12 protein-coding genes are annotated in these 12,694 nt (G+C 38.9%); 10 read left to right on the plus strand and 2 right to left on the minus strand.

Going from position 1 to position 12,694, the window contains the following annotated elements:
- Positions 1–26 precede the first annotated feature (26 nt).
- Complete coding sequence (locus B5D30_RS13100; protein WP_144399456.1) at positions 27–284, plus strand: hypothetical protein; 258 nt, start codon at positions 27–29, stop codon at positions 282–284.
- Complete coding sequence (locus tag B5D30_RS02715; RefSeq protein WP_078806500.1) at positions 244–1,362, plus strand: aminotransferase; 1,119 nt, start codon at positions 244–246, stop codon at positions 1,360–1,362. The genes B5D30_RS13100 and B5D30_RS02715 overlap by 41 nt, the downstream gene beginning before the upstream one ends.
- A 36-nt stretch (positions 1,363–1,398) precedes the next feature.
- On the opposite strand, the gene B5D30_RS02720 is transcribed toward B5D30_RS02715, so the two are convergent.
- Both B5D30_RS02720 and B5D30_RS02725 read right to left on the minus strand, forming a co-directional pair.
- The gene (locus B5D30_RS02720; protein WP_078806501.1) at positions 1,399–2,232 is read right to left on the minus strand and encodes an alpha/beta fold hydrolase; all 834 of its coding nucleotides are present in this window, start codon (positions 2,230–2,232) and stop codon (positions 1,399–1,401) included.
- 289 nt (positions 2,233–2,521) lie between these two features.
- Positions 2,522–3,364: an alpha/beta hydrolase gene (locus B5D30_RS02725; RefSeq protein WP_078806502.1), complete on the minus strand. Its 843-nt coding sequence runs from the start codon at positions 3,362–3,364 to the stop codon at positions 2,522–2,524.
- Positions 3,365–3,759: 395 nt separating this feature from the next.
- On the opposite strand from B5D30_RS02725, the gene arcA reads away from it, so the two are divergent.
- The 8 genes from arcA to B5D30_RS13450 all read left to right on the plus strand — a co-directional run bounded on the left by arcA (position 3,760) and on the right by B5D30_RS13450 (position 12,624).
- Positions 3,760–4,989 carry an arginine deiminase gene (gene arcA, locus B5D30_RS02730; protein WP_078806503.1) on the plus strand — a complete coding sequence of 410 codons (1,230 nt, stop codon included), beginning with the start codon at positions 3,760–3,762 and terminating at the stop codon, positions 4,987–4,989.
- Positions 4,990–5,088: 99 nt separating this feature from the next.
- On the plus strand, positions 5,089–6,129 hold the full coding sequence (gene argF / locus B5D30_RS02735; protein ID WP_078806504.1) for an ornithine carbamoyltransferase: 1,041 nt from the start codon (positions 5,089–5,091) through the stop codon (positions 6,127–6,129).
- Positions 6,130–6,375: 246 nt separating this feature from the next.
- Entirely contained in the window at positions 6,376–7,803 is a 1,428-nt protein-coding gene (gene arcD / locus B5D30_RS02740) for an arginine-ornithine antiporter (RefSeq protein WP_078806505.1), read from the plus strand.
- Positions 7,804–8,028: 225 nt separating this feature from the next.
- Positions 8,029–8,958, plus strand: coding sequence for a carbamate kinase (gene arcC / locus B5D30_RS02745; RefSeq protein WP_078806506.1), 930 nt, complete (start codon positions 8,029–8,031; stop codon positions 8,956–8,958).
- Positions 8,959–9,158: 200 nt separating this feature from the next.
- Positions 9,159–9,464 (plus strand): Asp-tRNA(Asn)/Glu-tRNA(Gln) amidotransferase subunit GatC, encoded by a 306-nt coding sequence (gene gatC / locus B5D30_RS02750; RefSeq protein ID WP_078806507.1) that lies wholly within the window; start codon positions 9,159–9,161, stop codon positions 9,462–9,464.
- Positions 9,464–10,936, plus strand: coding sequence for an Asp-tRNA(Asn)/Glu-tRNA(Gln) amidotransferase subunit GatA (gatA, locus tag B5D30_RS02755; RefSeq protein ID WP_078806508.1), 1,473 nt, complete (start codon positions 9,464–9,466; stop codon positions 10,934–10,936). The genes gatC and gatA overlap by 1 nt, the downstream gene beginning before the upstream one ends.
- Entirely contained in the window at positions 10,933–12,363 is a 1,431-nt protein-coding gene (gene gatB / locus B5D30_RS02760) for an Asp-tRNA(Asn)/Glu-tRNA(Gln) amidotransferase subunit GatB (RefSeq protein ID WP_078806509.1), read from the plus strand. The genes gatA and gatB overlap by 4 nt, the downstream gene beginning before the upstream one ends.
- A gap of 84 nt (positions 12,364–12,447) precedes the next feature.
- Positions 12,448–12,624, plus strand: a complete 177-nt coding sequence (locus B5D30_RS13450) for a hypothetical protein (protein ID WP_159443177.1) — start codon at positions 12,448–12,450, stop codon at positions 12,622–12,624.
- Positions 12,625–12,694: the final 70 nt, after the last annotated feature.

Consider the following 12,694-nt stretch of genomic DNA (forward strand, 5'->3'; position numbering starts at 1 on the left):
TTTACTTGCTGGAAACATAGTTTCCAGTGCTGTTGCGAACAGCGACCAAGCTCCTGCCCCTTGTAGCTAGACAAAGAAAAGCGAAAAGGGGCGTTTTGAAGTCTGCAACAGCGAACCATGTCGTTTATTTATTCGCAACGAAGTTGCGAACGACATTGCGAGCAGTTGCCAGACTTCAGCCCCTCACAGCTAGACAAAGAAAAGACTTTGAGCGAACACAGTTTGCAGAGAGGAGAGTCTATATTGAAAATTGCAAATTTCGGTGTCGAGGAATGGTTAAATAAGTATGAAAAACGGGCGAAAATTGACATTTCACAAAGTTCGATTTCTGCTTTTACCTTAGAAGAACTGCTAAATTTAGACGGGACGAGCGTAGAGGAATTTTTTAAAGAAAGAGCAACACTTTCGCTTGATTACGGTTGGATAGAGGGAAGTGAGGAGTTTAAGCGTTTGGTGGCAAGTCTTTATCAAAATTTGACAGAAGAAAATATTTTGCAAACCAACGGTGCAACAGGTGCCAATCTTTTGGCAATTTACGCATTGGTGAATTCAGGTGACCACGTGATTTCCATGCTCCCAAGCTATCAGCAACTTTATGAAATTCCAAAATCTATTGGGGCGAACGTTGATTTCGTTGAGCTAAAAGAAGAGAAAAATTGGTCGCTAGATTTGGAAGAATTGCGTGCAAAAATTCAGTCAAACACGAAAATGATTTGCCTAAACAACGCCAACAATCCAACAGGAACACTTTTGGAGAGATCGGACTTACTTGCAATTGCAGAAATGGCAAGAGAAGTAGATGCTTACGTTTTGGTAGACGAAGTCTACGCCCCACTTGGTGAGGGCGATTTTGTGTCAATTGCAGACATATACGAGCGTGGCATTTCGACCAATTCGCTATCCAAAACCTACTCCCTCCCCGGTATTCGCATTGGCTGGGTGGCAACAAGTGCAGAAATTACCGAGGAATTTCGTAAATATCGTGATTACACAATGATTTGTGGCGGTGTATTGTCTGATGAACTGGCGATTCATGCTTTGAAAAATAAAGCGGCAATTCTCCGTCGCAACAAGAAAATCGTTGCTGAAAACTTGCAGATTTTAAAAAATTGGGTGGAAAGTGAACCAAGAGTTACACTTGTAGCACCAAATTTTGTTTCAACTTCGTTTATTAAGTTAGATATTCCGCAAAAAGATGAAGAATTTTGCTTAGATTTGCTAAATGAAACAGGTGTTCTACTCGTCCCGGGGAGTGCTTTTGACCGTCCAAATCACGCAAGAGTAGGCTATTGCTGTAAAAAAGAGGAATTACTCAAGGGATTGGAATTATTGAGTGATTATTTAAGAAAATTTGACAAATGAAAATGAGGTGGCTTAGGAAATCAGCCACCTCTTATGTTAATTCCACAAAAATTTCTCCACCAATTTATCCACTTCACGATTTTCATGTAGTTCACTATGTCCTGTATTTTCGCCTGTGACAATTATTTTTTGCACATTGTCATTTGATTTTACCATTACAGGATAAATGCTCAACGCATCCGCAAGTGGTACGGTTCCGTCACCTTGATTGTCGCTGTTTTCATCTCCTGCAATCAATAAAATCGGCAAGTGTTTGTCAATTTTATCAATATTTGCTTTGAAATTTTCGTAGCGAGAAGATTGTTTTTCAGGCTCATTTGTTAACACATCTTCCATTGTTTCGCCCTTTTGCAATGGAATTTGCGAGTTAAACGGAGAGCCAATGGCGATAAATTTCACGACTTTGGGCAAAGTAAGGTCACTCGTATATTCTTCGAGATATGTTAAACCGACAATGCCACCGTCAGAATGACCGACAAGATTGACTTCATCTATTTGATAATGTTCTTTCAAATAACGCATAATTTTTGTCAACCAAATTACTTGATTTTCAATCGTATTCTTGTTGTCCTCGAAAAGTATTTGAATGGACGGATTGATACTTCCTACTTTGTAATTTCCCTCTTGTGTAATTTCTCCAGTTGGGGAAATGGTGAGAATAAGCTCTTTTTTTGTTTGCTGATCACTCTCCATACGTGCGAGCATACCACCAAAAGAATTGATTGTTCCACTTGAACCGTGAATATATAAAGTCGGTGTATCATCTTTTTTTGCCGCCAAAATTGGCTTGCTGTCAAAATTTAAGGCGAGGTATGTAATGAAAAGAATCGCAAGTGTACTAACGATTAAAAATTTTATTTTCGTTTTCATGAGTTCATCTCCTTACTTTAGGCTACCTCTAAAAACTCACGTTTACCCAAAATTGTTAGTTTTGGCTTTTTAGAGGTATCCTTATGTAAAAGGATTATACAACCATTTTCTTAAATCTACCTTAAATAAAAACTAAAAACACAAAGATAAATATTTCTTTTTGATTAAATAATGATTTCAAAAGGATGAATTGCTTTATTTATGCGGGAAAGGAGGACTTGCAAACGAAGGGAATATTAAGATTTTCTAAAAAAATTAAAAAACCCTCAATTACTTGAGGGCATTTTGTTTATTTCCATAAAAAGTTTTGAATATCTTCTCGGACTTCTTTGTTTTGGGTAATCATATGCATATGCGTAGATTCCTCTCCTGTTACAATGTCTTTTTTGACAGGATTGTGGTTTTGTTTGAGCAAGGAATAAACGCTTAGGGCGTCAGAAAGTGGTACAACGGTGTCTCCTTGTTCATTTTTCTCAACATCTCCTGCAATTAATAGGAAAGAAATAGTTTGTGGTACATCATTAATTTGTTTGGCAAATGCTTGGTAACGCTCCGATTTGTCCTGTGGGCCGACTTTTAAGACCTCTGCAATGGTTTCATCTTCAGCTTTCGGTAACTGGTCGTTAAATGGAGAACCAATTGTGACCATTTTCTTGATTTGCGGCAAAGATTTTTGCTGACCGTATTTTTCTAAATAATTTAGTCCCACGACCCCACCGTCTGAATAGCCAACGTAATTGATTGCAGTGATTTTGTGTTGACTTTTCAAGTAAGAAAGTACATGATGAATCCAAGTCACTTGATTTTCAATCGTACTATTTGGGTCGCCAAAGCCAATTTGAATAACGGGCATATCGCTTTTTTTGTCAAGTTTTCCACTTTCTTTGATTGCTCCGTCAGGTGCGATCGTGAGAATAAGCGGTGTAATGGAATTTTTCCGTTCAATCGTTATTTGCTCGAGCATAGTTGAAAATGTATAAGCATCTCCGCTAGAACCGTGGACGAAAACAGTCGGGATTTCATTTTTAACACTAGTTTTTTTCGTAGCTTTTATCGAATGTTGAGCGTAAAAGAATACTGCGGCAAGCACGGCGATAATTAGCGTTGCGACAATAAGTAGCTTGGTTTTCATGTGAACCTCCAGATTTTTTTCTTCTCTTTATCCTATCGTAAAACTCCATTTTTTGAAAGAAAAAAGTCGTGAAATGGGAGAAAGAAGAAAAAAATTACGCTGTCAACTAGCAAAAAAATATTTTTTTAAAAAAGATAAATGAATTTTTATAGAATAAATGAATAAAATAAAAGTTAAAAATGAATAATAAAAACGTTTACAAAATAAGAATGTATATTTTGAAATAGACGCCAAATATTTGGGTTTTCAACTCGCAAAAATTTCGAGATTTATGAATCGCTTACAACTATACTAAGTGTGTAAGGAAGTCAAAGAAAATTTTAGCTAAAGTAACCATTGACAAAAGAAATTACCGCTCATATTCAATAACGAGCGAAAAATAGGAGGAAACAAAAATGGCATATCCAATCCATGTAAAAAGTGAAATTGGGAAATTAAAAACGGTTCTTTTGAAACGCCCGGGGAGAGAAGTGGAAAATCTAACACCAGACACAATGGAGAGATTGTTGTTTGATGACATTCCGTTCTTTGAAAACATTCAAAAAGAACACGACTACTTCGCAGATACGCTGAGAAAAGAAGGGGTAGAAGTTCTTTACCTTGAAAAATTAGCAGCAGAATCACTTGTTAATGAAGAAGTAAAACAAAGTTTCTTGAAACAAATGATTGATGAATCTGGACTTATTTCTGATTATCAAAAACAAGCGGTCATTGAATATTTAGGTTCTATGAACAATGACCAAATGATTGAAAAAATCATGGCAGGTATTCGCAAACATGAAGTGGAAATTCCGCATCAAACTTGTTTGGACACATTAGATGATTATCCATTTCTTACAGACCCAATGCCAAACCTTTACTTCACACGTGACCCGATTGCTTCTATTGGGAATGGTTTGACGGTCAACCGTATGACATTTGCTGCTCGTCAGCGTGAAAGTTTGTTCATTGAAACGATTATGAACTACCACCCACGTTTTGCGGATAGCGGGATTCAAGTGTGGTTGGATCGTTATACAGGTGCTCATATTGAAGGTGGCGATGAACTTGTTTTAAGTGACACGGTTCTAGCTGTTGGTATTAGTCAACGTACAAGTGCCCACTCAATCAAATTATTGGCTGAAAAATTATTCAAAAATAATTCTGGCTATGAAAAAGTGTTGGCGATTAAAATACCAAACAATCGTGCAATGATGCACTTAGATACAGTATTCACAATGGTTGACTACGACAAATTTACTATTCATCCAGCGATTTTGGATTCAGACGGTAAAATGGATGTTTACGTTATCGAAAAAGCGAACAATGAGCTTGGCATGACGATTACACTTCGCAATAATATCGAAGATGTATTGAAAGAAGTGTTGAATCTTTCTGAATTGGTGCTTATTCCAACAGGTAGAGGAGATGCGATTGTTGCCCCTCGTGAGCAATGGAATGACGGAAGTAACACACTTGCAATTGCACCGGGCACGGTTGTTACTTATGACCGCAACTATGTATCGAATGAAGTGTTGCGTGAATACGGACTTCGTGTACTAGAAGTTCTCTCAGGGGAATTGTCACGTGGTCGTGGTGGCCCACGTTGTATGAGCCAACCACTTGTGCGTGAAGATTTAAAATAAATGACGACATAATATTCCTTAGTGAAAGATACTCTCTTCTTGAAGTGTCTTTCACTAAGTAAATGAAAAAATAATCGAAAACCATGTAAGGAGAAAATCATGACAAAAGAATTTAAAGGAATTAAAAACTCAGTATTTCAAGGACGTTCACTTTTAGCGGAAAAAGATTTCACCCCTGCTGAAATCGAATATTTTATTGATTTTGCTTTGCATTTGAAAGCATTGAAGAAAGAAAATATTCCACATCGTTATTTAGAAGGAAAAAATATTGCGTTGTTATTTGCAAAAACTTCTACACGTACACGTGCTGCTTTTACAACAGCTGCCATTGACCTAGGTGCTCACCCTGAATACTTAGGAGCAAATGATATTCAGCTTGGTATTAAAGAGTCAACGGAAGACACTGCACGTGTATTAGGCTCCATGTTTGACGGGATCGAACGCCGTGGATTCTCTCAACAAGAAGTAGAAGACTTAGCGAAATACTCTGGTGTACCAGTATGGAATGGTTTGACAGATGAGTGGCACCCAACTCAAATGATTGCAGACTTTATGACAGTGAAAGAAAACTTTGGTTACCTTAAAGGTTTGACACTTGTTTACGTTGGTGACGGACGTAACAATATGGCAAATTCTCTATTGGTGACAGGTTCTATGCTAGGTGTGAATGTGCATATCGTTGCACCAGAAGAATTACACCCAACGCAAGAAGTTATTGATTTTGCCAATAAATTTGCCAAAGAAAGTGGTGCTACACCAAAAGTGACAGCAGATATTGCTGAGGGTGTAAAAGGTGCCAACATTATTTATACAGATGTATGGGTTTCTATGGGTGAATCTGACTGGGAAGGTCGTGTGAAACTTTTGACTCCATACCGTGTAAATATGGATATGATGAAAATGACGGGTACACCAGATGATGAGTTAATCTTCATGCACTGCTTACCAGCATTCCACGACATTGAAACAGAATATGGTCAAGAAATCAATGAAAAATATGGTTTGACTGAAATGGAAGTAACAGATGAAGTATTCCGCTCTAAATATGCACGTCAATTTGAAGAGGCGGAAAACCGCATGCACTCAATCAAAGCAATTATGGCGGCAACACTTGGCAATCTGTTCATTCCAAAAGCGTAAGAAAATCGTAAGAAAAGCGTAGAAGTGCGTTAAGAAGTCTGTGGCATTGCGAGCAACGACAAAATCTCAGCACTTCCTAGCTCGCTATAAAAAAGGATTCTCAAAACATAGGGCGGAGAGAAATGCTCTCTCTGTCCTTTATTTTCAAAGGATAGAAGAAATAAATGATTGTTTGGAATTTTCTATCTTTTAAAGAGAACCATAAATGAAACAGGATAAAAATACATTTTACGAGGAGAAGGAACAATGAAAAAATTAAGTCTTATCCAACTTGTAGGGCTAGTAATAGGCTCAATTGTTGGTGGCGGGATTTTTAACTTGATGAAAGATATGTCAAGCGGAGCATCCCCTGCTGCAGTCATTATCGGCTGGATTGTCACAGGACTTGGAATGACAATGCTTGCTTTTTGTTTTCAAAATTTGACCGCAAAACGTCCCGACCTTGATGCTGGTGTTTACAGTTATGCAAAAGAGGGGTTTGGCAATTATATGGGCTTTAATTCTGCATGGGGTTACTGGCTTTCTGCATGGCTTGGTAATGTAGCATATGGGACACTTTTATTTAGTTCAATTGCCTATTTTGTGCCGATTTTTGAGAACGGCTCAAATCTTCCGTCTATTATCGGAGCAAGTGTAATGCTTTGGGCAGTGCATTTATTGATTCTACAAGGGGTAGAAAGTGCATCATTTATCAATACGATTATTACAATTGCAAAATTAATTCCGTTATGTATTTTCTTAGTATCCGCTCTGGTTGCGTTCAAAATTGGCTTGTTTACAGCTGATTTTTGGGGACAACTGGCAAGCACGTGGGGGAAAGGTGCAAGTATTCCTTCTGTTATTGAACAAGTGAAAAGTACCATGCTTGTAACGGTTTGGGTTTTCATTGGGATTGAAGGAGCAGTTGTATTCTCAGGTCGTGCAAAGAAAAAATCAGATGTCGGAAAAGCAACGATTATTGGATTAATTGCGGTTATTTCGATTTATGTGTTGGTGACCGTTCTCTCGCTTGGAGTAATGACACGTTCAGAACTTCAAGAGTTAAAACAACCTGCTATGGCATATTTGCTCGAGTCAATCGTTGGAAAATGGGGAGCACAGCTTGTGAATGTTGGAGTGATTATTTCGGTTATTGGAGCATGGCTTGCATGGACAATGTTTGCTGGAGAATTGCCTTATGAGGCGGCAAAACAAGGTTCGTTTCCAAAACTATTTTCGAAAGAAAATAAAAACGGAGCACCTGTTAATTCGTTATTTTTCACCAACATTTTAATTCAAATTTTCTTATTTACGCTTTTGTTTACAGAGCAAGCATATAATTTTGCTTACTCGCTTGCAACGAGTGCTATTTTAATTCCTTATGCGTTGACGGGATTTTATCAGCTGAAACTTTCCTTGCAAGAAAAATCAACGAGCGAAGGGGCTATGAAAAATATTCTTATTGGTTTATTTGCAAGTATTTTTGGTGTTTGGCTTGTTTATGCAGCAGGAGTAACGAATTTCTTATTGACCATGTTGCTTTATGCACCGGGGTTGATTGTGTATTCTATGGTGCAAAAAGAAAATGATAAACCATTATTTGAAAACATACAGGAAAAAATTTACGCAAGCATTATCGTAATTTTATTCATTGTCGCACTTGTCGGTTTGATAAGTGGAATGATTACGATTTGATTTGTATAAAAAAGACAACAATTCAGTATTTATTTGTTTTCTTTGACTAAGTAAAAAGAGAAAGAAAATGATTATACTGGTGTAAAGGAAAATAGGAAAGCGGAGAGGGAATTTTGAAGTTTGTAACAGTGAGCCGTGTCGTTTATTTACTGCTACACTGCGAATAGTTGCCAAACTTCAGCCTCTCGCAGCTAGAAAATAGGAAGAAGCATGGAGGCATAAAAAATGAGTAGAAAAATTGTCGTAGCACTTGGAGGAAATGCGATTTTGGTTGACAAACCTACCGCAGAAGCACAACAAGAGGCACTTCACAAAACAGCAAAACAACTTGTAAAATTTATAAAAAATGGAGATTCGTTGATTATTTCACATGGAAATGGTCCTCAAGTTGGCAATCTCTTATTGCAACAGCAAGCAGCGGAAAGTGAGAAAAATCCTGTTTTACCGCTTGATACTTGTGTGGCGATGACGGAAGGTTCTATCGGTTATTGGTTGCAACAAGCAATGCGTGAAGCCTGTCGCATGGAAGGACTTGACACAGAAGTGGTTTCACTCGTAACACAAGTAGTGGTAGACGAAAATGATCCGTCTTTCCACAATCCAACCAAACCGATTGGCCCATTTTTCACAGAAGAAGAAGCGAAATCGAAAACGGACGGTGTTTACAAAGAAGATGCAGGACGTGGCTGGAGAAAAGTCGTTGCAAGTCCAAGACCTATCGCTATTGAAGAGGCAAATGTTATCAAACGTTTGGTAAATGAAGGTGTAGTAACGATTTCTGTCGGCGGTGGCGGTGTGCCAGTTGTTCGCAAAGGAATGAAACTAGAAGGTCGTGAAGCAGTAATTGACAAAGATTTCGCCTCTGAAAAATTGGCTGAGGCAGTTGAGGCAGATATGCTCCTTATTTTGACAGGTGTGCCAAATGTCTTTATACGCTACAATACACCAGAACAGAAAAAACTAGAGGAGGTAACCGTCGAAGAAATGAAACAATATATCGCTGACGGTGAATTTGCTCCGGGAAGTATGTTGCCAAAAGTTGAGGCGGCAGTTGAATTTGTTGAAAACTATCCAAAAGGTGTGGCGGTTATCAGCTCACTTGAAAATTTGGATGCGGTAGTCAAAGGAAATTCGGGGACTATCGTGAAAAAATAAACTTCGTTACCAATTGCCTAGGAAATAAAGCATTTAGGTAAAGATAACTCCTTACGTGGAGGTTAGGATGATACGTGAAAGTATTTTCCTAACCTCTTTTTTAAAATTCTATGGTCTATCCTACAAAATCAGAGGAAAAAGTGTTAAAATAAACAGGATGTTAGACTTTTAATAATGAAATAAGAAAAGTGAGGGGCATTATGCAAATTACAGAAAAAGATGTAAAACACGTTGCAAATTTGTCAAAGCTAGATTTTCCACAGGAAGAACTGCACGCATTTACAGAAACTTTTGGCAAAATTATTCACATGATTGAAACATTGGAAGAAGTAGATACAACAGGTGTTGCATTTACTTCAAACGTAGTAGATGCAATCAATGTATTGCGTGAGGATAAAGCGACAAAAGGTACATCAAGAGATGAATTGATGAAAAATGTGCCTGAAAAACAAGACGGCTTTATCAAAGTGCCAGCGATTTTAGATGACGGAAGTGAGGGTGCATAATGAGTGAATTGTATCAAAAATCACTAAGTGATTTGCATGATTTATTAGTGAAAAAGGAAATTTCAGCAACGGAGTTGACACAAGCAACACTTGATAGAATTGAAAAAGTAGAGCCAAATGTGGACGCATTTTTATCTGTGACAAAATCATCGGCTCTTGAGCAAGCGGAAAAAATTGACCAAGAGGGAATAAGCGAGAGCGAACTGCTCAAAGGATTACCGATTGGGATTAAAGATAATATTGTTACAAAAGGAATCCTTACCACAGCTGCAAGTAAAATTCTGCACAATTTCAATCCGATTTATGATGCGACGGTTATGGAACGTGTGAAATCTACTGGATTAATTACCGTTGGAAAATTGAATATGGATGAGTTTGCTATGGGGGGTTCTACGGAAAATTCGTCATTCAAACAAACGAAAAATGCGTGGAATCATACGAAAGTGCCGGGTGGTTCTTCTGGTGGTTCAGCAGCAGCGGTGGCAAGCGGAGAAGTGCCACTTAGCTTAGGAAGTGATACAGGCGGAAGTATTCGTCAGCCTGCATCTTTCAACGGAATTGTTGGCATGAAACCAACTTATGGACGTGTTTCACGCTTTGGTTTGATTGCGTTCGCCTCAAGTCTTGACCAAATTGGCCCACTTACTCGCAATGTACGTGATAACGCACTCGCTCTTACGGCGATTTCTGGTTTTGATGAAAAAGACGGCACGAGTGCAAAACGTGAAGTGCCAGATTTTGCGAAGTATTTGAATGGTGATATTCAAGGAATGAAAATTGCTTTGCCAAAAGAATATTTAGGTGAGGGAATTGATGAGAAAGTGAAACAACGTATTTTAGAAGCGGCAGAGACGTTCCGCAAACTTGGGGCAACGGTTGAAGAAGTGAGTTTGCCACATTCAAAATATGGCGTAGCAGTTTATTACATTATCGCAAGTAGCGAGGCAAGTAGTAATTTGCAACGTTTTGACGGGATTCGCTATGGGTATCGCACAGAGCAACATGATAATTTAGAAGAAGTTTATGTGAAAAGCCGTACGGAAGGCTTTGGTGAAGAAGTGAAACGTCGGATTATGCTTGGAACATTTAGCCTTTCAGCAGGGTACTATGATGCTTATTTCAAAAAAGCAGGGCAAGTGAGAACGTTGATTTTACAAGATTTCCAAAAGGTATTTGAAACGTACGATTTAATCATTGGGCCGACTGCTCCAACAGTTGCCTATGATCTGGGCAGTAATATTGCAGATCCTATCACCATGTATTTGAGTGATTTATTGACGATTCCAGTGAATCTTGCAGGACTTCCGGGGATGAGTATTCCAGCAGGATTCTCAGACGGTTTACCTGTCGGATTGCAAATTATCGGCAAACATTTTGATGAACAAACGATGTATAACGCAGCATTTGCGTTTGAAAATGCAACAGCTTTTCATAAAGAATTACCAAGTATTATGGGAGGAGTGGCGAAATGAATTTTGAAACGATAATCGGACTTGAGGTCCATGTAGAATTGAAAACAGAATCGAAAGCCTATTCGCCAACGCCTGCACACTTTGGTGCAGACCCGAATACGAATACAAACGTGATCGACTGGGGTTATCCGGGCGTGTTGCCAGTGATGAACAAGCGTGCAATGGAGTTTGGTATGCGTGCAGCATTGGCATTGAATATGGAGATTTCCAAAGCAACACATTTTGACCGCAAAAACTATTTTTATCCAGATAATCCAAAGGCTTACCAAATTTCTCAATTTGACGAGCCGATTGGTCATGACGGTTGGATTGAAATCGAAGTTGAAGGGAAAACGAAGAAAATTCGCATTGAGCGAGCTCATTTGGAGGAAGATGCTGGGAAAAATACCCACGCAGATGACGGTTACTCTTATGTTGACCTTAACCGCCAAGGTGTGCCACTTATCGAGATTGTCTCAGAGGCTGATATGAGAAGTCCCGAGGAGGCTTATGCTTATCTTGAGGCATTGAAACAAGTCATTCTTTTCACAGGAATCAGTGATGTGAAAATGGAAGAAGGAAGTATGCGAGTGGATGCGAATATTTCACTTCGTCCATATGGTCAAGAAGAATTTGGCGTGAAAACAGAGCTGAAAAACTTAAACTCGTTTAACTATGTAAAAAAAGGTTTAGAGTATGAACAAGCTCGTCAAGAGAAAATTTTGCTTAGCGGGGGTGAAATTCGCCAAGAAACACGTCGCTATAATGAAGTTGACGGAACGACTATTTTGATGCGTGTCAAAGAAGGTTCAAGTGATTATCGTTATTTCCCAGAACCAGATATTCCAAGATTTGAAATCAGTGATCGCTGGATTGAAGAAGTAAGAGAAAGTTTGCCAGAAATGCCACAAGCACGTAAAAATCGCTACACGAAAGAACTTGGTTTGCCAGATTATGATGCAATGGTCTTAACGCAAACAGTTGAAATGAGTGATTTCTTTGATAAAGCAGTGAAATTAGGGGCAGATGCAAAACAAGTGTCGAATTGGCTTATGGGCGAAACTTCACAATATATGAACGCTGAAAAATTGACTTTACCTGAGTTGAAATTGACCCCAGAAAACTTAGCAGGTATGTTAGGATTGATTGAGGACGGTACGATTTCAAGCAAAATGGCGAAAAAAGTCTTTTTAGAGCTTGCTAAAAACGGAGGAGATGCGAAAAAAGTCGTAGAAGAAAAAGGACTTATTCAAATCTCAGACCCAGCGAAATTACTTCCAATCATCAACGAAATCTTAGACAACAACCCACAATCTGTCGAAGACTTTAAAGGCGGACGTGACAGAGCAACCAAAGCCCTCATGGGACAAATCATGAAAGCAACCAAAGGACAAGCCAACCCAAGCGTTGTAACAAAATTACTAATAGAAGAACTAAACAAGAGGTAACCAGAAAAGCGAAGAGGGGCGTTTTGAAGTCTGTGGCAGTGAGCCACGTCGTTTATTTAATCGAAACGTTAGTTGCGAGCGACATTGCGAACAGTCGCCCCACTCCTGCCCCTCGTAGCTAGACAAAGAAAAGCAAAGAGGGGCGTTCAAGAGTTTGCGACAGCGAACCAAGTCGTTTATTTACTCGCAACGTTAGTTGCGAGCGACATTGCGAGCAGTCGCCAACTCCTGCCTCTCGTAGCTAGACAAAGAAAGGTGTAGAGGGGCGTTTTGAAGTCTGTGGCAGTGAGCCACGTCGTTTATTTAATCGAAACGCAAGTTTCGATCGACG

Source organism: Pilibacter termitis, from assembly GCF_900167335.1.
Lineage (GTDB): Bacteria > Bacillota > Bacilli > Lactobacillales > Streptococcaceae > Pilibacter > Pilibacter termitis.